Consider the following 23,918-nt stretch of genomic DNA (forward strand, 5'->3'; position numbering starts at 1 on the left):
ACCGCGAACAGTCGATGACTCACACAAGAGGTGCCTGACGTGGCCAAAGGCCGAAAGAACGGGCTGTACCGAGGAATCTCCGACGAGCTGTCCGCCCTGATGCGCACGGGCTGGGCCGACACCGAGCAACGCGATCTGCAACCGACCGAGCAGGCGCCCCACGCGGCCCGGCGCCGCGCGGCGCTCTCCGCCCTCTTCCCGGGCGAGCGGCTCGTCATCCCCTCCGGGAGCCTCAAGACCCGCTCGAACGACACGCACTACCCGTTCCGTCCGTACTCCGGTTACGTCCATCTGACGGGAGATCAAGCCCGGGACGGCGCCCTGGTGCTGGAGCCCCGCACGGACGGCGGGCACGACGCGCACTGCTATCAGCTCCCCCGCGACAGCCGGGACAGCGACGAGTTCTGGACGGGCATGACGGCCGAGCTGTGGATGGGCCGCCGCCGCTCCCTGGCCGAGTCGGAGCAGGTGCTGGGACTGCCCTGCCGTGACATCCGCACGATCGCCGAGGACCTGAAGGACACCGGCGTGCAGACCCGAGTCGTGCGCGGCCACGACCCGGTCATCGAAGCGGCGCTCGGCACGGACGAGGGGCGGGACGCCGAGTTCGAGGAGGCCGTCTCGGGGCTGCGGCTGGTGAAGGACGCGTGGGAGATCGGCGAGATGCGCCGGGCGGTGGATGCCACGGTCCGCGGATTCACCGATGTCGTGCGGGAGTTGTCGCAGGCGGTCGCCACCTCGGAGCGCTGGATCGAGGGCACCTTCTTCCGCCGCGCCCGCGTCGAGGGCAACGACGTCGGCTACGGCTCCATCTGCGCGGCCGGCGAGCACGCCACGATCATGCACTGGATGCAGAACGACGGCCCGGTCCGCCCGGGCGAACTGCTCCTGCTCGACGCGGGCGTCGAAACCCGCACCCTCTACACCGCCGACGTCACCCGCACGCTCCCGGTCAACGGCACTTTTACGCCGCTCCAGCGCAAGGTCTACGACGCGGTGTACGAGGCCCAGGAGGCCGGCATGGCCGCGGTGCGGCCGGGCGCCCGCTACCGCGACTTCCACGAGGCCGCCCAGCGGTCGATGACCGAACGGCTCGTGGAGTGGGGCTTCATCGAGGGCCCGGCCGAGCGGGCGTACGAGTTGGGCCTGCAGCGCCGCTTCACCATGGCGGGCACCGGGCACATGCTCGGGCTCGACGTCCACGACTGCGCCAGGGCCCGCAACGAGGAGTACGTCGACGGGGTGCTGGAGCCGGGCATGGTGCTCACCGTCGAGCCGGGCCTCTACTTCCAGGCGGACGATCTCACGGTGCCCGAGGAATGGCGCGGCATCGGCGTCCGGATCGAGGACGACCTCCTCGTCACGGCGGACGGCCACGAGAACCTGTCGGCCGGGCTGCCCCGCTCGTCCGACGAAGTCGAGGCCTGGATGCGGGAGTTCGCCGGTTAGCGGGGCCCGGCGGATGCGGCCGTTCTCATGGGGCGGGCCCGGCGGATGCGAACGATCCCGGTGGGCGGGGCCCCGCTAGATCCTGCTCTCGGCCGCCGTGTCCGCGGACAGCCGCTGCGCCACGTAGATCGGGATCACCGAGAGCAGGACTAGCACCGCCGCCACGACGTTCACGACCGGTGCCTGCTGGGGCCGTGTCATGTTGTTGAAGATCCAGATCGGCAGCGTCTCGATCCCGGGCCCGGCCGTGAACGTCGTCACCACGATCTCGTCGAAGGAGAGCGCGAACGCGAGCAGTCCGCCCGCCAGCAGCGCCGAGCGCACCAGCGGGAAGGTGATGTCGACGAAGGCCCGGAAGGTGTCCGCGCCCAGGTCCATCGCCGCTTCCTCGTACGAGCCGGACGTACGGCGCAGCCGCGCGACGACGTTGTTGAAGACGACCACGATGCAGAAGGTGGCGTGGCCGACGATCACGGTGAACATGCCGAGGCCGACGCCGAGCGGCTCGAGCACCGTGCCGAACGCCGAGTTGAGCGCGATGCCCGTGACGATGCCGGGCAGCGCGATCGGCAGGACGACCACGAAGGAGATGGCGTCGCGGCCGAAGAAGCTGTGCCGGGCGACCGCGAAGGCGATCAGCGTGCCGAGCACCAGGGCGATGGCGGTGGCGCCGAGCCCCGCCTTGACCGAGACCCACAGGGCCGCCCGGGCGCCCTCGTTCTCCCAGGCGACCGACCACCAGTGGAAGGTGAGCCCCGGCGGCGGCCAGCTCGCGCTGCGGTCCGGGTTGAAGGAGTTGACCAGGACGAGCGCGAGCGGGATGTAGATGATCGCGAAGCCGAGCCCGGCGGCGACGCGCAGCGCGATGCGCGCGGAACGGGAGAGTTGCACAGCGGGCTCCTCAGAGGCTGCTCAGGGCGCCCGTGCGGCGCATCGCGAGCAGGTACAGCACGATGACGACGACGGGGACCGTGCCGAGCGCGGCGGCCATGGGCAGGTTCAGTTCGATGTTGGAGTAGACGAGGTTGCCGATGAGCTGGGTCTTGCCGCCGACGATCTGCACGGTGATGTAGTCGCCGAGGCTGAGCGAGAAGGTGAAGACCGAGCCGGCGGCCACGGACGGCAGGACCATCGGCAGCACCACGGAGCGGAAGGTGCGTCCGGGGCGCCCGCCCAGGTCCGCCGACGCGTCGAGCAGGTTGGCGGGCAACTGCTCCAGTGCCGTGTGGATCGGCAGGATCATGTACGGCAGCCAGAGGTACGTCAGCGCGATGACCGCCGCGAACAGTCCGAAGCCGGGTCCGCTCATCCCGAACGGCTTCAGCATCCAGTCGGCCAGGCCTCCCTGAGAGAGGATCAGCCGCCAGGCGTACACCTTGACGAGGTAACTCGCCCACAGCGGCGTGAGGATGGCGACCACGAGCAGCGGGCGCCACTTGGGCTTGGCGATCCGGGCCGTGTAGAAGGCGACCGGGAAGGCGATCACCGCGCACAGGACGGTGACCGCGAGCGCGACGCCGATGCTGCGCAGGATCACCTGGCGGAAGACGGGCGTGGTGAACAGCGCGCGGAAGTTGTCGGTCGACCAGACCTTCACAACCTCGGAGGTGAAGGAGTTGGTCGTCCAGAACGCCGAGACGAAGAGCACGGCCAGCGAGCCGAGGTAGAGCACGGCCAGCCAGAGCAGCGGCGCGGTGAGCAGCAGGGACAGCCGCAGCCGGGAGTGTCGGTGCAGGGTCCCGGCGAGCCGCCGGACGGGGGACCGTCCGGCGGCCTGCGCGGTGGTGGTCATCGGTCGCTCAGCCCTTGATCTCGGTCCAGGCCTGGACCCACTTGGCGTACGGCACGCACTTGACGTCGGTACGGCCGTCGAGGCACTGCTCGATGGGCGTGTTCCAGAAGGCGATGTTCTTCCAGTAGGCCTCGTCGGCGGCGTGGAAGGTGTCGCAGAAGGACTTGTCACTGGTCTCGTCGCACGCCTTGGCGTTCGCCGGAGCCTCACCGAAGTACTCGGCGACCTGGGCGTTCACCTTCGGCGAGATGATCCAGTCCATCCACTTGTAGGCGCAGTTGGGGTGCTTGGCCTTGGCGGAGATCATCCAGGTGTCCGACCAGCCCGTGGAGCCCTCCTTGGGCACGAAGGCCTTCACCTTGGCGCCCTCGTCCTGCGTGAGGTTGGCAATGACCTGCCAGGTGGTGCCGACCACGGAGTCACCGCTCTTGAAGGCGGAGATCTCCTTGAGGTAGTCGCTCCAGTACTCCCCCACGTTCGCGCTCTGCTTCTTCAGCAGCGCGACGGCGGCGTCGAACTGCTTCTGGTCCAGCGCGTAGGGGTCCTTGATGTTCAACTCCGGCTTGGTCGCCTTGAGATACAGCGCCGCGTCGGCGATGTAGATCGGCGAGTCGTACGCGGTCACGTGGCCCTTGTACTTGGAGGCGTCGTCGAAGACGGCGGACCAGGAGGTGGGGGCGGGCGTGACCTTCTGCGTGTTGTACATCAGCAGGTTGGCGCCGCGGCCGTGCGGGATGCCGTACATCTGGCCGTCGACGGAGTTCCAGGCCCCGTCCTTGAGGCCGCTGAAGACATCCTTGTAGTTGGGTACGAGGTCGGTGTTGACCGGGGCCGCGTCGCCGGAGGCGATGAGGCGCAGGGAGGCGTCGCCGGACGCGGAGACGGCGTCGTACTGGCCGGTCTTCATCAGCTTGACCATCTCGTCGGAGCTGGCCGCGACCTTGGAGTTGACCTGACAGCCGGTCTGCTTCTCGAAGTCCCTGACCCAGTCCACCTTGGGGTCGTTGGAACCGTCCTCGACATAGCCGGCCCAGGCGATGAGGTTGACCTGGCCCTCGGTCTTGCCGAGCTTGGACTGCGCCTTCAGGTCAGGCGGGTTGAGCCCGGTCGACGAGGAGGAGCCGCCCGAGTCGGACGATCCACAGGCGGTGGCCGCGACGAGCACCGCGACTGCGGCGGCGGCCTGAAGGGTTCGGGTGAGGCGCACGACGTACTCCATACGTGATGGGGACTGAGCGTGGGAGTCAGCGGGGGTCGGGGACCTTGAAGGTGTGGCGGCGGTGCCACTGGAGCCGGACCCGGGCGCCGCGGTAGGCGGCGACGTCCTCGGAGGAGGTCTCCAGGTTCTGCTGGAGCGCGGTGAGGCGCCCTCCCGCGTCGAGGTCCACGAGGAAACGGGTGGCGTCTCCCAGATAGACGACCTCGGCGACGGTGCCGGTGGCGGTGGAGTGCTCCGGCTCGTCGGCCTCGGCGGACTCCTTGAGGACCCGGATCTTCTCGGGCCTGATGCTGTAGGTGCCCGGGGCGCCGACGACCTGCCGCGCGGACTGGCCTTCGAGCAGGTTGGAGGTGCCCACGAAGCCGGCGACGAAGGGGGTGGCGGGCCGTTCGTAGATCTCGGCCGGGGTGCCGACCTGTTCGATGCGGCCCTGGTTGAAGACGGCGATGCGGTCGCTCATCGTCAGGGCCTCCTCCTGGTCATGGGTGACGAAGACGAAGGTGATGCCGACCTCGCGCTGGATCGCCTTGAGCTCGACCTGCATCTGCTCGCGCAGTTTGAGGTCGAGAGCGCCGAGCGGTTCGTCGAGGAGCAGCACGCGGGGGCGTCCGACGAGGGCGCGGGCGAGCGCGACGCGCTGGCGCTGACCTCCGGAGAGCTGGCCGGGGCGCCGCTTGCCGAACCCTTCGAGGCGTACGTCGGCGAGCGCCTTGCGGGCTCGCACCAGCCGCTCGGGTTTGGGCACCTTGCGGACCTTGAGGCCGTAGGCGACGTTCTGCTCCACGGTCATGTGCGGGAAGAGCGCGTAGTCCTGGAAGACGGTGTGCACGTCCCTCTCGAAGGGGGCGAGCCCGGTGACCTCCTGGCCGGCCAACTCGATCCGCCCGGAGGTGGGGCTCTCGAAGCCCGCGATCATGCGCAGGACAGTCGTCTTTCCGGAGCCGGACGGGCCGAGCATCGAGAAGAACTCGCCGTCGGATATCGCCAGGTCGATCCCTGCCACCGCGGTCGTCTCGCCGAACGACTTCCGCAGATCCTGCAGCCGGATCGCGCTTCCCTCCATGGACGGGAACCTTTCTGGTGCACTCTTACGTTGACCGGAAAGATATGAAGTCATAGTTCAAAGCTCAAGACCCCCTTAAGGTAAAGGTTGAGTCATCGCACAAGGTGGTAGCCGTGAAGCAGCAGATGGATGGTGGTGCCCGGAGGGCCATCTTCACTCCGGTGGACAACCGGGCGCGCGTGGAGACGGTCGTCCGCAGACTCGGCGATGCCATCGAGCTCGGACTGCTCGCGGACGGGGAGCAACTGCCCGGCGAGATGGAGCTGGCCGGACAGCTCGGCGTGTCCACGGTGACCCTGCGCGAGGCGCTGATGGCACTGCGGCAGCAGGGTCTGGTCACCACCCGCAGGGGGCGCGGCGGCGGCAGCTTCGTGTCCCTCCCCGAGGTTCCCGGCGAGGAGCGGCTCAAGGCCCGACTCGCCGGCTGGAGCACCGAGGAGCTGCGCGATCTCGGCGACCACTGGGCCGCGGTGTCGGGCGCGGCGGCCCGGCTGGCAGCACAGCGCACGGAACCGGCCGACCTTCAGCAGCTGCGACGCACCCTTGAGGAACTGGCGTCCGCCGAGGACGCGGCGGCGCGCAGCCGTGTCTACGGCCGGTTTCATGTCGAGCTCGCCGCGGCGGCGCAGTCCGCCCGGCTGACCCGCGAACAGGTCACGCTCCAGACCGAGGTGGGGGCGCTGCTCTGTCTCGTGCTCGGGGACGACGAATATCGTGAAGAAGTCGCCGACCGTCACCGCTCCGTAATCTCGGCGGTGCAAGATGGGGCCCACGATTCGGCCAGAGCGCTGGCCGAGCGGTGCGTCCAGGATTCGACGGCGCGGCTCATCGCCCTCCGCCTCGCGATGCCGCGCACCGTGTCCGGTTCCCGTCCGCTGGAGGGCATCCATGAGCAGGAGCCCCGGCCCGGTCGGCGCCACGGGGACGCTTGACGCGACACCGGAGGCGGCCGTCGCCACTCAGGTCCGCTGCACGCTGGAGGCCGTGTTCGACGCGGTCGCCGAGACCCGGGCCGATACGGCGGCCCTGCTCACCCGGGTCGCCGCGCAGGGCCGTCGCCCCGCGACCGTGGATCTGGCCGCGCTGCGCCCCGGTCTCCATCTCCGGCTCGTCCGACAGGAGTTGGTGTCGGGCGTCGGGTTCGTCGCGGCGCCGGGGCTGCTCGGTGACGTACCGGCGTGGCTGGAGTGGTGGCAGACGGGCTCCGACGGGGACGTACGACCGCTGCTGCTCGACCTCGATCCGCGGCACTCCGCGTACTCCGACTACACGCACTGGGACTGGTTCGCCCTCCCCCGCGACACGGGGCAGCGCGCGGTCGCCGGACCCTATGTCGACTACCTCTGCTCCGACGAGTACAGCCTGACGCTGTCCGCCCCCGTCCAGCTGGAGGGCCGGTTCGTGGGGGTCGCCGCGGCCGACGTGTATCTTCGGCACTTCGAGGCGGCGGTCGTCCCGCTGCTGCAACGGCTGCCGGGCGCCGCCCACTTGGTGAACGCGCGCGGGCGAGTGGCCGCGTCCGCCGACCCCGCGCATCTGGCCGGATCGCTCACCAAGGGCCCGGACTTCGGGGCCGTACTGGCGGCGGCGCGGAGCGCGCGCTTCGAGGGGATGCGGCTGGTTCCGTGCGACGGCGTTCCGCTGGTGCTCGTGGTGCCGGCCGGCTGATACCTCGTGGGACGGTACGGCCGGGCACTTCGCCTGACGGTACGGCCGGCGGGCTCAGACCGCCCGCAGCTCCGCCGCGCCGTTGCGGGTCTTGCGGGCCTTGCGTGGTCCGGCGGTCGCGTTCCGCGCCTCGCGCAGGACCAGCGTCATCCGCGTATACCCCATGTCCTGAAGGCTCTTGGGGGTGTCGTCGACGATCCGGCAGTCCGTGCTGCCCCAGCGCGGGTCGGGGTGCACCAGCGGGCGTACGGCGCCGTCGTGCTCGACGGCGTCCGGGCCGACCGCGCGGATCCAGTGCGGCAGGCCGTGCCGGTAGGCGGCGTCCATGATGGGGTCCTGGGCGATGTCCCGGCGGATCGACTGGAGTCCACGGTCCTGGCCGTGCCGCTCCACGGCGGCGGCGAAGTGGGCCAGCATCGGCAGGCACCAGCTCGACTCGTGCTCACCGAGGACGGTGCTCGCATCGGGATGGAACAGGACGAACCGGAGGAAGTTGTCGCCGGGCATGGCCGTCGGATGGGGGCCGACGGCGCCGAAAAGTGTCTCGAACGCGGCGTTGGACAGAACGACGTCCCAGCGGTGGTCGAAGACGACGGAGGGGAACGGTACGGCCTCCAAGAGAGCGGCGTAGTCCTGAAGATACGCCTGAGCTTCGAGGCTCTCGGGGACAGGTCGCGGCTGTGACCGCTGCCTTCCTGCCTGGTACGCCATCGGGAGGTCACCCCTCTTGCCTCTGCGGCCTTCACGCGGCGCCCCGATCCTGCTGCCCAGGCAGTAGTCGTGTCAACTATCGTGGCATTTGGCGCCTGTTGACGGCTGAATCTCGCCACAGTTGTGGCGAGACCTGGATGTGAGTTCGAGCGAGGGGCTAGTCTCCGGGTGGTTCCTGACCTTCGTGACCGGTTGGTTCCTGACCTTCGTGACCGGTTGGTTCCTGACCTTCGTGAGAGCGACCTGAGAGAGACGTAGGAGATCTGTCGGTGACGGATGGCTTCGAAGTTCCGGGCGCCACGGCGACGGTTCTGCTGCAGGCCGTCGTGGCCCGGGTCACCGCACTCGCCGACCGGCTCGATGTGGAACACGCCGAGGTCTTCGACGTCAAGCGCCTGTCGTCCGAGTCCGGCGTCCCCGAATCCGTGGTGAAGACTCTGCTCAGCGGCCGCCCCGCCGGGGAGCCCGATCTGCAGGCCCGCTTCCTGCAACGCCTGGACCTGCTGCGCCGCACCCGGCTCAAGCCCAACGGACGCCGGTACACCCAGCAGGAGATCGCCGACGGCGCCGGGATGTCCCGGCAGCAGGCGGGGGCCCTCATCAATGGCGACCGGCGGCCCACCATGGAGCACTGCGACGCCATTCAGCGCTTCTTCCGGGTGCATGCCGGGTTCCTCACGGCCGAGGATTCCGAGGCGCTCGTGGGGGCCCTGCAGCGCTCGGAACAGGAGCTCCTTCAGCGACTCGCCGACCGCGAGCGCGCCGCGGCCTCGGTCGCGGACGACCCGCTGGAGCGGCTGCTCCTCGACCACGGCGTCCGCGGAATCGCCTGGCGGGCCGCGCAGTTGCCCACCGACCAGCACCGGGACAAGGTCGCCGAGTGGTTGGACATGCTCCTGGAGAGCGTCAAGCGGCCCGAGTCGTGAGCCGGGGGAGAACCGTGGGCATCGGAAAGGACATGCGCCGCCTGTGCGGCGAGTTGGTCGCGGAGCTCTCGCTCCCGGCACCGGCGCAACCCGCCGACCTCTACGCGGCGCTGTGCCACGCCATGAGCAGACGCCGCGGCCGTCCCGTCCAGTTCCGTACGGCCGCCTTCCCGCCCGGCACGGCCAGCGGGCTGTGGCTCGACATGGCCGAGCAGGACCTCGTCGTCATCGAGGAACGCACCGCGCCCGACCATCAGTTGGTGATCCTCGGCCACGAGCTGTGGCACATGAAGGCCGGCCACTGCAGTCACCACGTGGAGGGCGCAGCCGTCGCGGCCCGCTTATTGAGCGACAGCGCGGATCTGCAGGCGACCGTACTGAAGGTGGCCGCGCGCACTCGTTTCGACCTCGCCGACGAGAAGGAGGCCGAGAGCTTCGGTCTGCTGCTCGCCAGCAAGTGCCGTACGTGGCTTGCCGGTTCGTCGCTGCGCGGGCCGGTGCAGCGGGAGGGTCTGGCCGGCCGTATCGAGGCGTCCCTGGGCTATCGCGGCCCGCAGGGCTGAAGGTCTCGAGGAGATGGACGGATCGAGCTACTACGTCCCTGCCGTCGCCATGGGCGCCGCCATCGTCTTCAAGGGGCCCGCCCTGATCCGCGGCTGGCGCGACCCGCTGATGCGTTCCGTGGGCGTACTCCTGGCGCTCGCGGGCCTGGTGTTCCTCTTCGCGGCCCCGCCGACCATAGGCGAGGTCAATGAACTCACCGGGGTCCCCAACATCTCGGCGCCACTGGTCTATTGCCTGCTCAGCGCCTTCAGTGCGTCCTGTCTTGTGCTGATCATCAACTGGCGCGGCGGGCCGCCCGAGGTGACTCGCCGGCTCTCGCGCCGCTGGATCGCCGGGTACAGCGTGGTGGGCGTGGCGCTGACCGTGTTCTTCGCCCGGGGAGACGCCCCCGAGGAGCGGCTGCGGGACCTCGACACGTACTACGCCAACACGCCCTTCATCCGCGAGATGATCGTGCTCTATCTCGTGTCGCTCACCGTCGCGGGCGTCGCGATGAACATCATGTGCTGGCGCTGGGCGGTCCAGGTGCACGGCTGGCTGCGGGCCGGGCTGCTGATCATCGCGTTCGGCTCGCTGTGCAACATCCCTTACGCGGCGGCCAAGTTCACCGCCGTGGTGGCCCGCTGGAACGGCGGGAACCTGGACGGCCTGAGCACCAATGTGGCGCCCGCGCTGGCCTCCGTAGGAGCACAGATCACCGCGGTCGGCTTCTGCGTCCCGCTGGCCTGCCAGCGCATCGGGGACAGCTGGAACACCTGGTCGACGTACCGCAGACTCGGACCGCTGTGGCGCGAGCTGAAGCCGGTCTCCGCGCACCAGGACCGGGCGGTGCGGATCTCCTGGTGGTCCCCTGCCGAACTCCAGGTCACCCAGAGGGAGTCCGACATCCACGACAGCATGCTCAGCCTGTACCCCTACTTCGACTCCGCGGTGCGCGCCCACGCCTACGACGCGGCCGTGGCGGCGGGTTCCTCGCCCGCCCAGGCGCAGGCCGAGGCGGACGCGGCGATGGTGACGGCGGCGGTGCGGGCCAGGGCCGCGGATCCGGAGGGCAGGGTCATCAGCTCGACGGAGGCAGCCACGGCCGCGCCGGTGGCGGATGGATCCGTCGCCGCGTACGCGTACACCGAGGGCCCGCGCGACCTCGTGCGGATGTCCCTCGCGCTGAGTCAGTCACCCGTCGTCGCGGCTGCCCGGGGGCAGGCGCCGACCAGGTCGGAGAGCGACTTCCATGAACGAACCAGCTAGCGCCTCCCGGGACTCGGCTTCACCGGGCAGATCCGTTGACCCCGCACACCGTGCGTCGCCGGGTGGGGCCTCCCGTCGTGCCGTCGTCGTCGGCGGCGGGCCGGCCGGTCTGCTGGCCGCGGCCGCCCTGCACGAATACGCCGACGTCACCGTCGTCGAGCGCGACGCGCTGCCCGAAGAGGCCGAGCCGCGCAAGGGGCTCCCCCAGGCCCGTCACGCCCACCTGCTGTGGTCCGGCGGCGCCCGCGCGATGGAGGACCTGCTGCCCGGGGTGACCGACGCCTGGCTCGCCGCGGGCGCCCGGCGCATCCCGCTGCCGACCGGCCTCGTCTCCCTGTCGGCGCAGGGCTGGCTTCGGCGCTTTCCCGAGATGCAGTTCATGATCGCGTGCAGCCGGGATCTGCTCGACTCGGTCCTGCGTGCGCAGCTCGCCAAGAAGGAGCGCGTCACCGTACTGCAGCGCACCGAGCTCCTGGGTCTGGAGGGCGGAGCCTCCCGGGTGACGGGCGTACGGGTGCGGACGTCCGAGGGCGAGCAGCTCGTCCTGGACGCCGATCTGGTGGTGGACGCCTCGGGGCGCGGCTCACGGGCGAGCACCTGGCTCGACGCGCTGGGCGTGCCCGAGGCGCCGATGGACGAGGTGGACTCCGGACTCGCGTGCGCCAGCCGGATCTTTCGCGCTCCCGCGGGCACCGAGGACTTCCCGGTGGTCAACGTGCAGCCCGACGCGGCGCAGCCGGTGCCGGGCCAGTCCGCGACGATCGTGCCCATCGAGGGCGACCGCTGGCTGGTGACGCTCTCCGGCACGAGTGACGGCCAACCGACCGATTCCGCCGATGAGTTCGAGAGGTTCGCGCGCGGCGTCAGGCATCCGGTCGTGGGTGAGCTGATCGCGCACGCGGAGCCGCTCACGGACGTCGTGCTCAGCCGCAGCACGGTCAACCGGCGGCGCTTCTTCGAGACGGTGAAGGACTGGCCGGAGGGGTTCGTCGCACTCGGCGACTCCGTCGCCACGTACAACCCGGTCTATGGGCACGGCATGTCGGTGGCCGCGCAGGGCGCCGTGGCGTTGCGCGGGCTCGTGGCCGAACACGGGCTGAGGGCACCGGGGCTGGCGCGACGGGCGCAGCGTGCGGTGTCCGGTCCGGTGGCCGCTGCCTGGGACCTCGCGACGGGCACGGACATCCGCTACCCGGGCGCCATCGGCAAGCAGCCCGGGGGCGCGCAGAATCTGCTCGGCCGCTATGTGAACCGGCTCATGCTGACGGCGACCGAACGCCCGCTGGTCACCCAGGCCATGCTCACCGTGATGACGCTGTCCGGGCCGCTCCCCGCTCTCTTCAAGCCCGAGGTCGCCTTCGCGGTACTCCGCGGCCCACGGCGCCCGCCGCTGGCCGAACCGCCGTTCACGGACCAGGAAAGGACCATGGTCCGCGCCGAGGAGTCACCCGCCAGAGGCTGACACCGCACCGCGGGAGCGAGCGGACCTCACGGCGCGCCGCTCGCCTCCCGCACCCGGGGTTGCCGCCTGGGCCCACCGGCGCGCGGGAGTCACGTCGCGCTGCGTTCGCTCGCCTCCTGCAGGTCCCGTTCCACCGCGCGGTTCTGGGCGGTGTCCGGCCGGCCGGCCGCGGTGCCGGGGCGGCCTGCGCGCAGCAGCTCCCGCCAGTGCTCGCGGCTCCAGTCGGCCGGGTGCGTGGTGCTCGTGAACTCCTCGACCAGGGCCAGGAAGCGCGCCGGGTCGCTGTGGAAGGGGAAGTGGCCGGCGCCCTCGAAGATCTCCAGGCGGCTGCCCGGCATCGCCTGGTGCGCCCTGTACGCGTGGCGCACCGGCACCACGCTGTCCCGGTCGCCCCAGAGCAGCATCGTGGGCATGCCCTCCGTCAGATAGCAGCGGTCGAGCATGGTGACCGCCTGGCCGCGCCAGTCGACCACGGCGCGCAGGGTGCGGATGACGGCGCTGCGGGAGGTCGCGTCGGGCAGCGCGTCCACGAGGGTCAGCAACTCCGGAGCGTCCTGGCCGAGATCGGTGTCGAGAAGTCTCATCAGGCGGGCGAACAGCCCCACTTGGAAGCGCATTCCGGGCAGCCGCAGCGTGGACAGCATGAGGTGCGCGCCGGGCAGCGAGACGGCCCGCAGGACGGGGTTGACCTCACCCCCGACACCGCCCGCGCTGACCAGGATGAGCCGCTCGGTGCGCTCGGGGAACTGGTAGGCGAACTGCATCGCGACTCCGCCGCCCAGCGAGTGCCCGACCAGCGTGGCGGACTCGATGTCGAGCGTGGCGAGCAGATCGCGCACGCCGTTGGCGTACGCGGCCACCGAGTAGTCGGCCCGCGGTTTGTCGGAGGCCCCGTGACCGAGGAGATCGGGCGCGATCACCGTGTGGGTACGGGCGAGGTCGGGGATCAGCTCCGCCCAGGTCGCCGAGGAGTCGCCGATGCCGTGGACCAGCACGAGCGCCGGGCCCTCGCCCGCCATCCGGTAGGCGCGCCGGTAGCCGTGCACGACGCGGTGATGCAGGCGCAGTTCCCCGTCGCCCACCGAGCGCAGCCGCGGACGCCGAGGCGGTACGTCGACCACGGGCCCACCTCCTGTTCGCAGGCCGCCGCAACGGCGGACCCCCAGCTCTCCTGTCCAGCCTAGGGCCGCTGTCCCCCAAGGGATTTCCGCGAGGTTTCGCCTCCGCTAAGCGGGCGAACCACCGCGCACCGAAACGGGATTGTCAGTGGCAGACGGCAAGCTGGAGTCACGTACCGCCATGCACCACTCCATGTACCGCCATGTACCGCTTCGACAAGCCGACCCGGGGAGAGCCGTCCGATGCCGACCGCCGTACTGACCGACCACGAACGCGCCGCCGTGCAGGCCTACCTCCGTCTCCTGCAGACCGTACGGGCCGCCTTCGACAGCCCGCCGGACGGGCGCCGACCACCCATGGTGCCGCCCGCCGCACTCGCCGAGGCGGAGCGCGCGCTGGAGGCGGCGGGGCTCGCGGGCAACGAGGAGGCGTTCTTCCGGCTGCTGCACACCTGGTGCCCGGAGCCGACTCAGGCGTGAGGCACGGCAATCACGGCCGGACTCAGGCGTGCGGCACAACGATCACCACCAGACTCCGGCGTGCGGCACGACGATGACGACCGGATTCCGGCGTGCGGCACGACGATGACGACCGGATTCCGGCGTGCGGCACGGTGCCCAGGGCCGACTCAGGCGTGAGGCACCGTGACCACCGTCGCGACCAACCCCCGCTGGACGGTCCAGCGACCGTCGAAGGCCTCGACGCGCTCGCCGTCCACCAGCGGCCCCGGGACCAGGAGTTGGGCATGGAAACGCCCGGACAGGACGGGGCCCCCGGACGCGGCCCCGTGGACGATGTCGATGTCCGCCTCGGAGAAGTCCAGCCACTTCCTGGTCAGCGGGAACCACGCCTTGTAGACCGACTCCTTGGCGCTGAACAGCAGCCGGTCCCAGTGGACGTCGGGGATCTCGGCGCCGAGCCGGTCGAGCCGGCCCAGCTCGGTGGGCAGGGCCACGGCGTCGAGGACCCCCGCCGGGAGCTCCAGGTGGGGTTCGGCGTCGATGCCGAGGGAGGCCAGATCGGTGGCGCGGGCGAGCGCGGCGGCGCTGTAGCCGTCGCAGTGCGTCATGCTGCCGATCAGGCCCGACGGCCACTGCGGCGCTCCGCGTTCGCCCGGCAGCACGGGTCCCGGGGGCACGCCGAGCTTCTCCATGGCCCGCCGGGCGCAGGTGCGCACGGAGGCGAACTCGCGGCGCCGCTTCTGCACGGCGCGCGCCAGGAGCGCCTGCTCCTCGGGGTAGAGGGTCGCGCCCTCGTCCCCGTCGTCACCGTAGCTCTCCACGGCCACGACCGACTCCGGGAGCAGCTCCTCCATCACCGGCTCCGACCTCCATCGGCAGAATGCGGCGCAGCGTGCCCGGTGTGCCCGTTCGTGTGCGCCATTCGCGGGGGTAACCCACCGAGACCTCTTCGAAGCGGATGCCCTCGTGCCAGGTGGTCCGCGGAATGTGGAGATGACCGTAGACCATGGCCTCGACACGGAACCTGTGGTGCCAGTCGGCGGTCAGCGTGGTGCCGCACCACATCGCGAACTCGGGGTAGCGCAGGATGTCCGTCGGGTGACGGTCCAGCGCGTAGTGATTGACCGGGATCGTGGGCAGATCGTCCGGCAGTTCGGCGAGCCTGCGCTCGGTCTCGGCGACCCGGGCCCGGCACCAGGCCTCGCGGCTCGGGTAGGGGTCGGGGTGCAGCAGGTGCTCGTCGGCGCAGATCACGCCGGTGCCCTGGGCGTAGGCCAGCCCCTGGTCCTTGGTCACGCAGCCCTGTGGCAGGAACGAGTAGTCGTAGAGGAGGAAGAGCGGCGCGACGACCGCCGGGCCGCCGGGTCCGTCCCAGACCGGGTAGGGATCCTCGGGCGTCGTGACGCCCAGCTCCCGGCACAGTTCCACCAGGTGCTCGTAGCGGGCGACCCCGCGCAGTTCCACGGGGTCCTTCGGGTGTGTCCACAGCTCGTGGTTTCCGGGCGCCCAGATCACCTTGCGGAAGCGGCCGCTGAGCGTCTCCAGGGCCCATCGGATGTCGGCGACGATCTCCCCGACGTCACCGGCGACCAGGAGCCAGTCGTCGTCCGTCTCGGGGCGCATCTTCTCGACGATGGCGCGGTTCTCGGCGTATCCGATGTGCAGATCGCTGATGGCCAGCAGATTCCCGTGACCGCTGCCTGTCGACCGCACCCGTGACACCCCCGAAGAAGACGAATGGAAACACAAGAACACATCCGCCCCCCACGGGACAAGAACGGCCCGCCGCGGACCCTCCTCGCTTCGCTTCCCGGCGTCCATGACCTCTTGTCGAGCACTTCCGAAATCCGTAACACGCCCGTAGCAGCGCAGGGGCCGCACGCCCCTTATGATCGCCCCAACACGGCCGCCAGGAACCTCCTTTGGCGTACGGCGGCTTGGTGTTCCTCCCACTCCCCTGGCCGGGCACGGCCTGCTCCGCCGTGCCCGCGAACCGTGAAAGGTGGCCTGTATGGGCTCTCGCGTACGCGTCTGGCTCAACCGCACGTACGCGGAGAACGTGTTCTTCATGGATCAGCTGCGAAGTAATCCGCAGCACCGCGCGGTCGAGATCCATGCCACCCACGGCGACCCCGACTCTCCCGTGCTCGCCGCCGCCGACGTGGCCTCCCTGGAGCCCGAGGGGCTGTCCCCGCGCGCGTATGTCGAGTACGCCCTCGACCACTGCGCTCGCCACTCCATCGACGTGTTCGTGCCGGTGCTGCACCAGGCCGCCGTCGTGGCGCAGCGCGCCGAGTTCGCCGCGGCCGGTACGGCACTGCTGGCTCCGCCCACCGAGGCCGTGGCCGTCTTCCAGGACAAGGTCACCGCCTATGAGGCGGTCCAGGCGGTGGGCGTGCCGGTGCCGCCGTGGTGGCGGGTGCGCACCGCGGAGGAGCTGGTCACGGCGGTCGAGGCGCTGGAATCCGCAGGCCACAAGGCGTGCTTCAAGCCGGCGGCGGGGGCGGGCGGGGTGGGCTTCCGCGTGATCACGCGCGCCCCCTTCTCGCTCATGCACCTCAACGGATTTCCCAGCCCCTACGTGCCGCTGGATCTGGTCGTGGACGCGTTGCGCGAGGCCGACCACCCCGTCGACTGGCTGGTGATGCCGCGCCTGGAGCAGCCGGAGGTGTCGGTCGACTGCCTCACCGGGCCCGACGGGCGGGTCCGTATGGCGGTGGGCCGCACCAAGAACGGGCGGCGCCGCGGATTCACCCTGCACCCCTCGTGGATCGAGCCCGCGCGGCTGCTCGCGGAGGCCTTCGGACTGCACTATCTGACGAACATCCAGTTCCGCATGTACGGCGACGAGCCGGTCCTCATGGACGTCAACACCCGTCCGGCGGGCGGACTGCACCAGCTCTCGCAGTGCGGCGTCAACGCCCCTTGGGCAGCAGTGCAGTTGGCGCTCGGCGAGGAGACGGGCGAGGTGGTTCCGCCGTTCCTCGGGCAGGACTACACGGTGGTCTCGGGCCCCCGTCCGGTACGCGCGGTGTCGCTGCCGCAGCAGCGGACCGACACGCCCGCCCTGCTGCCCGACACGCCCGCCCTGCTGCCCGACACGTCCGCGGCTACACTGCCCGCCGTCCCCGCCCCGGCCGCGGAACCCGCGCCTTCCCCCGCCACGGAAACCGCACCCGCCACCGCCGCCATCGCATCGGCCTGACCGCACCCTCACCTACCGGTCTGGACCAATTCCCGCTCGGCATCTTGACAGCGAGATTGGTCCATACCAACTTGGTTGCGCACCTCTCAGCACTCCCGAACAACCCCATTTCTTCAGGGAGATCGCGTGCGCATCACACACCTCAGACGTTCCAGACATCGCTTCTTCGCTCTGCTCGGCACCGCCGCCCTGGCCCTGGCCGGGGCGGTCGCCCTGCCCGGTACGGCCCAGGCGGCCAACATCCTGACCAACCCCGGCTTCGAGTCGGGCAGCCTCTCCCCCTGGACCTGCACCGGGAACCTGGGCTCGGTGGTCTCCAGCCCCGTGCACGGCGGCTCCAAGGCCCTTGCGGGGGCGGCGAGTTCGAGTGACAACGCACAGTGCAGCCAGACTGTCTCGGTCCAGCCGAACACGACGTACAGCCTCTCCGGCTGGGTGCGCGGCAGTTATGTGTACCTGGGCGTGGACGGCGGCGCCTCGACCTGGACGACGTCCCCGTCGGCGTACAGCCAGCTGACTGTGTCCTTCACGACCGGCGCCTCGCAGACGAGCGCCAAGATCTATGTCCACGGCTGGTACGCGCAGGGCACCTACTACGCCGATGACATCAGCCTGGACGGGCCGGGCGGCGGCGGCTCCGACACCCAGGCGCCGACGGCGCCGACAAATCTGACCTCCACCGGCAAGACCTCTTCGAGCGTGTCGCTGTCGTGGGGCGCGTCCAGCGACAACGTCGGCGTGAGTGCGTACGACATCTACAGCGGCTCGAACCAGGTGCTCAGCGTGTCGGGCACGAGCGCAACGGTCAGCGGGCTGTCGCCGAGCACCGCCTACACGTTCACCGTCAAGGCGCGGGACGCGGCCGGGAACACCTCGGCGGCCTCCAACTCCGTGAGCGTCACGACGAACGCGGGCGGTGGCGGCACCGGCTTCAAGCAGGCGGCGCCCTACCTCTACCTCGGCTGGGGCGATCCGCCGAGCGCGACCTCGGTGATGAGCTCGACCGGTATCAAGTGGTACACGATGGCGTTCATGCTGGACGGCGGCGGCTGCAACCCGATGTGGGACAGCGCCCGGCCGCTGACCGGCGGCAACGACCAGACCGTGATCAACCAGATCCGCTCCGCGGGCGGTGACATCGTCCCGTCGTTCGGCGGCTGGCAGGGCAGCAAGCTCGGCGCCAACTGCTCGTCGGCGAGCGCGCTCGCCGGTGCGCTGCAGAAGGTGATCGACGCCTACGGCCTCAAGGCGATCGACATGGACATCGAGAACACGGACGAGTTCGAGAACGAGGCCGTCCAGGCGAAGATCCTGACCGCGCTGAAGACCGTCAAGGCCAACAACCCCGGCCTGAAGACGATCGTCACCTTCGGCACCTCGACGACCGGCCCGACCTACTACGGCAACCGGCTCATCGAGCAGGCGCAGTCGCTCAACGCCAACATCGACGTCTTCACGATCATGCCGTTCGACTTCGGCGGCGGCTCCGACATGTACGGCAACACCGTCAACGCCACCGAGGGACTGAAGGCCAAGCTGAAGTCCACCTTCGGGTGGGACGACGCGACGGCCTACTCCCACATCGGCATCTCCGGCATGAACGGTCTGTCCGACCAGCAGGAGAACACCACCCCGGCGATCTGGACCCAGATCCGGGACTGGGCGAACTCCCACCACATCGCCCGGCTCGCCTACTGGGCGGTCAACCGGGACCGGCCCTGCCCCGGCGGCGGCGTGGTGAGCAACTGCTCCGGGATCAGCCAGAGCAACTGGCAGTTCACCTCCATCACGGCCGGCTTCACGGGCTGAGGCACGGCTGACGGCGCGACCGTGCGGTGGGCCGTCCGGGACTTCCGGACGACCCACCGCACCACCCGGTCCGCCCCCAGGCTCGCGGCGGTCATACTCACGAGGTGACGACGACGCCTTCCGATGCGAGCACCGCGCCGCGCGCCCGACTGGGCAGCTGGCCCACCCCGCTCGAACCCGCTCCCCGGCTGGCCCGCGCACTGGGTCTCGGCGCGGGCGACCTGTGGGTCAAGCGCGACGACCTCACCGGACTGGGCGGCGGCGGCAACAAGATCCGCAAGCTGGAGTGGACGTGCGGGGCGGCCCTGGCGGAGGGCGCCACCACCCTGGTGACCACCGGAGCGCCGCAGAGCAACCACGCGCGGCTGACCGCGGCGGCGGGCGCCCGGCTGGGGCTCCGTGTCGTCCTCGTGCTCGCCGGGGCGGCCGGATCGTCGGCCTCCGGCAATCTCGCGCTCGACGGGCTCTTCGGCGCCACCGTCGTCTGGGCGGGCGACGGCGAGCCACTGGAGTCCCGGGCGCGGCAGGTGGTCGAGGAGCTGCGGCGGCGGGGCGAGGTCCCGGCGCTGATCCCCTTCGGAGGGTCCAGCGCGCTCGGCGCCCTCGGCTACGTCGAGTGCGCGCGCGAACTCCTGGGCCAGGCACCCGACGTGGCGAACGTCGTCGTCGCGCTCGGCTCGGGCGGCACCATGGCCGGACTCGTCGCCGAGCTCGGCGGCGCACGCGTGCTCGGCGTGCACTGCGGCGCCGTCGCCGACCCCGCCCGGACCGTGTCCGACCTGATCGCCGAGCTGTCCGGCAGGCCCTGCGCACCACAGGCGCTGCGGATCGGGCTCGACCAGGTCGGAGACGGATACAGCACGCTCACCGAACCGGTGATGAGTGCCCTGACCCTGGCCGCGCGCACCGAGGGCATCGTCCTCGACCCGATCTACACCGGACGCGCGATGGCGGGGCTGGTCGCGGCCGTCGAGGACGGCGACATCACCGCGGGGCAATGCACCGTCTTCCTGCACACCGGTGGTCTGCCCGGACTCTTCGGCCACCCCACGACGCTCGCGCGAGCGGAGGCCGCCCTCCTCGGCGAGTGACCGGTCAGCCCGCCGGATACCCCCAGGCACGCGCCAGCTCCGCCAGCCTGGGCGGCAGTTCGACCGCCGGATCGGCGCCGCGGGCGGGCTGCACGCGGCCCGACCTGATGGTGTCGCTCCAGTCGCCGAGCTGGGGGCGGAAGGTGCCGTGGTCCTGGGTGCCGTAGTCGAGCATGCCGCTCTCCCAGGGGACGCCGAGATGGTCGCAGAGGCCGCGGGTGGTCGTCTCCGGGTCGGCCGTGAGCTGTTCGTACGTGATCACGTGGGCGTCGAGGTTCTGGCGGGCCTCTTCCAGCTTCTCGCTGTAGTCGAGGACCTCGGCGGTGATGGCCTCGTGGTCGGGGTCCGAGCGGCGGTTGGTCAACGAGGTGATGACCGCGCCCGGGTGACGGAGCAGGACGATGTAGCGGGCGTTCGGCCAACATCGGTGCAGGCGGGGCCAGACGAGGGTGTTCGGCGGGGTCTTGTCGACGATGATCCGCTTGCCGCTGCGGGTGAGTTCGAGGTGCAGCAGCCGGTCCCACAGGGCGTGTTCCAGCTCGTCCTTGTCGAGCTCGAGGGCCTTCATGGCATCCACGGTGAAGTCGCGGGACAAGTGGACGTGGACGGTGCGCAGATGCATCTCGTGCGGGGCACGGATCTGGCTGTGGCTGTTGAGCAGGACTCGTAGCAGCGTCGAGCCGGAGCGCACGGAGGAGAGCACGAAGACGGGCGAGTCCACCAGGCGCGGGGCGCGCGGGGCGACGTACGACCGCTCGTCGGGAGTCCCGGGACTCCGGGGCGACGGCACGGCGTCCAGGATTCGCCGCGGCGGGCGCACCGCCTCGGCCATCAGCTTCCCCCTGCGCCTCAGCCCCTTGCCGATCGCGGCCATACGCGGGTCTCGCACGGTGACACCTCTCTTCTCTCGCGTCTCCCCCGCATCACAGGGGGGAAGGGAGAACTCCAGGTGTCGCGCAGGGAACGTGCCGTGGTCACGGCGGGTGGCGCACCCACCGTGACCAGGCCTCTTACCGCTTCCTTAATTCTTCGTGGGAACGGCGGTCACGTTCATGGCAGCGCGGTCACTCCTTCTCCACAGCCAGGCGCAGTGTCTGCACTTCGAAGGGGCGCAGCGCGACCGGGACCGCGTTCCCGTCGGTGTCCGCAGCCGAGAGCGGGCGCTCCAGGAGGTCGGTCACCTGGGCCCCGGCTAGTGGGAAGCCGGTGCGCAGGGTGCCGGTGGCACGGCCGCCGCGGGACTCGTAGAGGCGTACGACGACATCGCCCGAGGCGTCGTCGGCGAGCTTGACCGCCTCGATCGTCACGCCCTCGCCGTCGACGGAGACCACGGGCTCGGCGGGGCCGGCGGAATCGGCCACCCGCAGCGGCAGGTTGAGCGCGTAACCCTCCGCGACCGCGTCCTCGATGCTCGCTCCCGGGAGGAGGGAGTACGTGAAGCGGTGCTTGCCCTGGTCCGCCTCGGGGTCGGGCACGCGCGGGGCGCGCACGAGCGACAGCCGTACGGTCGTCGTCGTACCGCCGTCCTCGCGGACCGTGCGGGAGACGTCGTGGCCGTACGTCGAGTCGTTGATGACCGCGACGCCGTAGCCCGGTTCGCCGATGTGCACCCAGCGGTGGCCGTACACCTCGAAGCGGGCCGCCTCCCAGCTCGTGTTGGTGTGGGTGGGACGCTGGACGTGGCCGAACTGGATCTCCGCGGAGGAGTGCGGGGCCCTGATGTCCACCGGGAAGGCGGCCTTGAGGAACTTCTCGGCCTCGTGCCAGTCGATCTCCGTCTCGACGTCGATACGGGGGCTGCCGGCCCGGACGGTGATCGTCTGAACGATCTTCGAGCCCTTGCCGAACGACCGCTCCACGCGGATCGCGCCGAGCAGCGGGTCCTGGTCGACGACCGCGATCGAGTCGGCGTCCAGGAGGTCCGTGTAGCGGTTCATGTAGTGCTTGTCGACGTCCCAGGCGTCCCAGTAGTTGGGCAGGTCGGTGTGCAGGCGCAGCAGGTTGCCCTTGTCGGCCAGGACTTCGCGGTTTGCCTTGAGGTCACGTACGGAGGCCAGGGTGCCGTCCTCGGCCAACTCGACGCGTACGAGGCCGTTTTCGAGGACGCGACCGGTCACGACCACCGGCTGGGGCGGCTCGGCGGCCCCCAGCGGCGCACTGCCGTTCGCGGGTACCTCGGTGTACATGGGAACACCCACCGAGGTCCGTACCACCTCGGCCCGCTCGAACGGGCTGGTGTTGAAGGCCCGGGACTCGCCACCGCCCAGCGCGGCGACCGCCTCGGCCGTCAGCGCTTCCAGCTCCTCGGCCACCCGCGCGTATTCGGCCTCGGCCTCCCGGTGCACCCACGCAATCGAGGACCCCGGCAGGATGTCGTGGAACTGGTGGAGGAGGACCGTCTTCCAGAGCCGGTCGAGCTTCTCGTAGGGGTAGGCGTAGTCCGGCGCATGCAACGCGGCGGTCGTCGCCCACAACTCGGCCTCGCGGAGCTTGTGTTCGCTGCGCCGGTTGCCCTGCTTCGTGCGGGCCTGGGAGGTGTACGTGGCGCGGTGCAGCTCCAGGTAGAGCTCGCCGACCCAGACGGGGGCGTCCGGGTACTCCTCTCGGGCCTTGGCGAAGAACGCGTCGGGGTGCTCGACCACCACCTTGGGCGAGCCCTCCAGGTCGGCCAGCCTGCGCGCCCGTTCCATGATCTCGCGGGTGGGGCCGCCACCGCCGTCGCCCCAGCCGAAGGGGGCCAGAGATCTCGTGGCGGCGCCCTTCTCCTGGTAGTTGCGCGTCGCGCGGGCCATCTCCTCACCGCTGAAACGGGCGTTGTAGGTGTCGACCGGCGGGAAGTGGGTGAAGATCCGCGTGCCGTCGATGCCCTCCCACCAGAAGGTGTGGTGCGGGAACTTGTTGGTCTGGTTCCAGGAGATCTTCTGGGTCAGGAACCAGTCGTTGCCGGCGAGCTTGGCGAGCTGCGGGTAGGCCGCGTTGTAGCCGAAGGAGTCGGGCAGCCAGACGCCCTTGGTCTCGACTCCGAAGTGCTCGATGAAGAACCGCTTCCCGTGGATGAGCTGGCGGGCGATCGCCTCGCCGCCGGGCAGGTTGCCGTCGGCCTCGACCCACATGCCGCCGACCGGCGCCCACTGGCCCTTCTTCACGGACTCCTGGATGCGGGCCCACACCTGCGGGTAGTTGTCGCGCACCCACGCGTACTGCTGGGCCTGCGAGCAGGCGAAGATGAACTCCTCGTACTCGTCGGCGAGCGACGTGACGTTGGAGAAGGTGCGGGACGTCTTGCGCTTGGTCTCGCGGATCGGCCACAGCCAGGCGGAGTCGATGTGCGCGTGGCCCACGCCGGAGATCCGGTGGGCGCTGGCATGCGCGGGCTTGGCCAGGGCCGGGGCGAGGACCTCGCGGACGGCCGCCGCGCTGCCGGAGATGTCGTCCAGGTCCAGGGCGTCGAGCGCGCGGTCCAGGGTGTGCATGATCTCGTGGCGGCGCGGGTCGTGCTCGCCGAGTTCGAGCATCAGCTCGCGCAGCACCTGGACGTCCAGGTCGAGGTGCCAGACCTCCTCGTCGAGGATCGCGATGTCGGCCCGCTTGAAGACGTACAGCGGCTTGTCGCCGGCGGTCAGGACGTCGCCGAGCGGGGTCGGGCACGCGAAGTCGTTGGCGAGGATGTCGGGGTTCGAAGCCGCCTCGACGAGGTAGTCGACCGATTCCCCTCCCACCACCGGGTTGCCGATCGGCACGTACTGGTTGAGCGGGTTGACCGCCTTCAGCGGCGTCCCGTCCGCGCGGTGGACGAGGGCCTCGGCCTGGTTGCCCGGCCAGTCGCCGACGAAGCCCAGGTCGATGACGGCCTCGACACGCTTCCCGGCCCACTCCTCAGGGACCTGGCCGCGCATCTTGAACCAGGTCGTGCCCCAGGGCGGACCCCACGGGGTGTCCATCGCGAAGGGGTCGTAGGAGGCGGCCGCGGCCTCCTCGAACGGGACGGGCTCGCCGGGGGCCTGCCAGGCCTCGACCTCGAAGGGTACGGACGCGGCGTATATCGCGGCCTTGATGCGCTGGTCGTGGATGCGCTCTACGCGCTCCTCGATCCGGCGGCGTTCGTCGTGCATAAGAAGTCTCCAGGGAAGT

Annotated in this window: 21 protein-coding genes; 11 read left to right on the forward strand and 10 right to left on the reverse strand. The window is 70.5% G+C overall.

Annotated elements, in window-relative coordinates:
- Positions 1 to 39 precede the first annotated feature (39 nt).
- The gene (locus tag ACZ4RZ_RS35685) at positions 40 to 1,449 is read left to right on the forward strand and encodes an aminopeptidase P family protein (RefSeq protein WP_467750998.1); all 1,410 of its coding nucleotides are present in this window, start codon (positions 40 to 42) and stop codon (positions 1,447 to 1,449) included.
- A gap of 75 nt (positions 1,450 to 1,524) precedes the next feature.
- Here the strand turns inward: ACZ4RZ_RS35685 and ACZ4RZ_RS35690 are convergent, their stop codons facing one another.
- From ACZ4RZ_RS35690 to ACZ4RZ_RS35705, 4 genes are read right to left on the reverse strand one after another with little or no spacing between them, the layout of a single operon-like run.
- Complete coding sequence (locus tag ACZ4RZ_RS35690) at positions 1,525 to 2,340, reverse strand: ABC transporter permease (RefSeq protein WP_467750999.1); 816 nt, start codon at positions 2,338 to 2,340, stop codon at positions 1,525 to 1,527.
- 10 nt (positions 2,341 to 2,350) lie between these two features.
- Positions 2,351 to 3,241, reverse strand: coding sequence for an ABC transporter permease (locus ACZ4RZ_RS35695; protein ID WP_467751001.1), 891 nt, complete (start codon positions 3,239 to 3,241; stop codon positions 2,351 to 2,353).
- Between the two features lie 7 nt (positions 3,242 to 3,248).
- Positions 3,249 to 4,448 (reverse strand): ABC transporter substrate-binding protein, encoded by a 1,200-nt coding sequence (locus ACZ4RZ_RS35700; protein WP_467751003.1) that lies wholly within the window; start codon positions 4,446 to 4,448, stop codon positions 3,249 to 3,251.
- Between the two features lie 37 nt (positions 4,449 to 4,485).
- Entirely contained in the window at positions 4,486 to 5,523 is a 1,038-nt protein-coding gene (locus ACZ4RZ_RS35705) for an ABC transporter ATP-binding protein (RefSeq protein ID WP_467751005.1), read from the reverse strand.
- A gap of 125 nt (positions 5,524 to 5,648) precedes the next feature.
- Here ACZ4RZ_RS35705 and ACZ4RZ_RS35710 point away from each other — a divergent pair, with 125 nt between their 5' ends.
- Entirely contained in the window at positions 5,649 to 6,455 is an 807-nt protein-coding gene (locus ACZ4RZ_RS35710) for a FadR/GntR family transcriptional regulator (protein WP_467751150.1), read from the forward strand.
- Entirely contained in the window at positions 6,412 to 7,191 is a 780-nt protein-coding gene (locus tag ACZ4RZ_RS35715; protein WP_467751007.1) for a PDC sensor domain-containing protein, read from the forward strand. Before ACZ4RZ_RS35710 ends, ACZ4RZ_RS35715 begins: the two co-directional genes overlap by 44 nt.
- Positions 7,192 to 7,245: 54 nt before the next feature.
- Here ACZ4RZ_RS35715 and ACZ4RZ_RS35720 read toward each other — a convergent pair whose 3' ends face one another.
- Positions 7,246 to 7,902 carry an MmyB family transcriptional regulator gene (locus tag ACZ4RZ_RS35720; protein ID WP_467751009.1) on the reverse strand — a complete coding sequence of 219 codons (657 nt, stop codon included), beginning with the start codon at positions 7,900 to 7,902 and terminating at the stop codon, positions 7,246 to 7,248.
- 269 nt (positions 7,903 to 8,171) lie between these two features.
- Here ACZ4RZ_RS35720 and ACZ4RZ_RS35725 point away from each other — a divergent pair, with 269 nt between their 5' ends.
- Genes ACZ4RZ_RS35725 through ACZ4RZ_RS35740 form a run of 4 tightly spaced genes read left to right on the forward strand, consistent with a single transcriptional unit; the run spans position 8,172 to position 12,102 of the window.
- Positions 8,172 to 8,828: a helix-turn-helix domain-containing protein gene (locus ACZ4RZ_RS35725; RefSeq protein WP_467751010.1), complete on the forward strand. Its 657-nt coding sequence runs from the start codon at positions 8,172 to 8,174 to the stop codon at positions 8,826 to 8,828.
- A 32-nt stretch (positions 8,829 to 8,860) separates the two neighbouring features.
- Positions 8,861 to 9,391: a toxin-antitoxin system, toxin component gene (locus ACZ4RZ_RS35730; protein ID WP_467751152.1), complete on the forward strand. Its 531-nt coding sequence runs from the start codon at positions 8,861 to 8,863 to the stop codon at positions 9,389 to 9,391.
- Positions 9,392 to 9,404: 13 nt separating this feature from the next.
- Positions 9,405 to 10,640 carry an MAB_1171c family putative transporter gene (locus ACZ4RZ_RS35735; protein WP_467751011.1) on the forward strand — a complete coding sequence of 412 codons (1,236 nt, stop codon included), beginning with the start codon at positions 9,405 to 9,407 and terminating at the stop codon, positions 10,638 to 10,640.
- Entirely contained in the window at positions 10,624 to 12,102 is a 1,479-nt protein-coding gene (locus ACZ4RZ_RS35740; protein ID WP_467751012.1) for an FAD-dependent oxidoreductase, read from the forward strand. The genes ACZ4RZ_RS35735 and ACZ4RZ_RS35740 overlap by 17 nt, the downstream gene beginning before the upstream one ends.
- Positions 12,103 to 12,191: 89 nt before the next feature.
- On the opposite strand, the gene ACZ4RZ_RS35745 is transcribed toward ACZ4RZ_RS35740, so the two are convergent.
- Positions 12,192 to 13,223: an alpha/beta fold hydrolase gene (locus ACZ4RZ_RS35745; protein WP_467751014.1), complete on the reverse strand. Its 1,032-nt coding sequence runs from the start codon at positions 13,221 to 13,223 to the stop codon at positions 12,192 to 12,194.
- Positions 13,224 to 13,463: 240 nt separating this feature from the next.
- On the opposite strand from ACZ4RZ_RS35745, the gene ACZ4RZ_RS35750 reads away from it, so the two are divergent.
- Positions 13,464 to 13,700, forward strand: a complete 237-nt coding sequence (locus ACZ4RZ_RS35750) for a hypothetical protein (protein ID WP_467751015.1) — start codon at positions 13,464 to 13,466, stop codon at positions 13,698 to 13,700.
- 149 nt (positions 13,701 to 13,849) lie between these two features.
- On the opposite strand, the gene ACZ4RZ_RS35755 is transcribed toward ACZ4RZ_RS35750, so the two are convergent.
- Positions 13,850 to 14,539: a 4'-phosphopantetheinyl transferase family protein gene (locus ACZ4RZ_RS35755; protein WP_467751016.1), complete on the reverse strand. Its 690-nt coding sequence runs from the start codon at positions 14,537 to 14,539 to the stop codon at positions 13,850 to 13,852.
- The gene (locus ACZ4RZ_RS35760; protein ID WP_467751017.1) at positions 14,487 to 15,395 is read right to left on the reverse strand and encodes a metallophosphoesterase family protein; all 909 of its coding nucleotides are present in this window, start codon (positions 15,393 to 15,395) and stop codon (positions 14,487 to 14,489) included. Before ACZ4RZ_RS35760 ends, ACZ4RZ_RS35755 begins: the two co-directional genes overlap by 53 nt.
- 298 nt (positions 15,396 to 15,693) lie before the next feature.
- Here ACZ4RZ_RS35760 and ACZ4RZ_RS35765 point away from each other — a divergent pair, with 298 nt between their 5' ends.
- From ACZ4RZ_RS35765 to ACZ4RZ_RS35775, 3 genes are all read left to right on the forward strand, one after another.
- A complete protein-coding gene (locus ACZ4RZ_RS35765; protein ID WP_467751019.1) occupies positions 15,694 to 16,887 on the forward strand; it encodes an ATP-grasp domain-containing protein in 1,194 nt (397 codons plus the stop codon).
- 126 nt (positions 16,888 to 17,013) lie between these two features.
- Positions 17,014 to 18,696, forward strand: a complete 1,683-nt coding sequence (locus ACZ4RZ_RS35770) for a carbohydrate binding domain-containing protein (RefSeq protein WP_467751020.1) — start codon at positions 17,014 to 17,016, stop codon at positions 18,694 to 18,696.
- Positions 18,697 to 18,800: 104 nt separating this feature from the next.
- Positions 18,801 to 19,787, forward strand: coding sequence for a D-cysteine desulfhydrase family protein (locus ACZ4RZ_RS35775; RefSeq protein ID WP_467751022.1), 987 nt, complete (start codon positions 18,801 to 18,803; stop codon positions 19,785 to 19,787).
- A gap of 4 nt (positions 19,788 to 19,791) precedes the next feature.
- On the opposite strand, the gene ACZ4RZ_RS35780 is transcribed toward ACZ4RZ_RS35775, so the two are convergent.
- Complete coding sequence (locus tag ACZ4RZ_RS35780) at positions 19,792 to 20,676, reverse strand: sulfotransferase family protein (RefSeq protein ID WP_467751024.1); 885 nt, start codon at positions 20,674 to 20,676, stop codon at positions 19,792 to 19,794.
- 175 nt (positions 20,677 to 20,851) lie between these two features.
- Positions 20,852 to 23,899: an alpha-mannosidase gene (locus ACZ4RZ_RS35785; RefSeq protein ID WP_467751026.1), complete on the reverse strand. Its 3,048-nt coding sequence runs from the start codon at positions 23,897 to 23,899 to the stop codon at positions 20,852 to 20,854.
- Between the last annotated feature and the right edge of the window lie 19 nt (positions 23,900 to 23,918).

This window comes from Streptomyces sp. NPDC027189 (assembly GCF_055566975.1).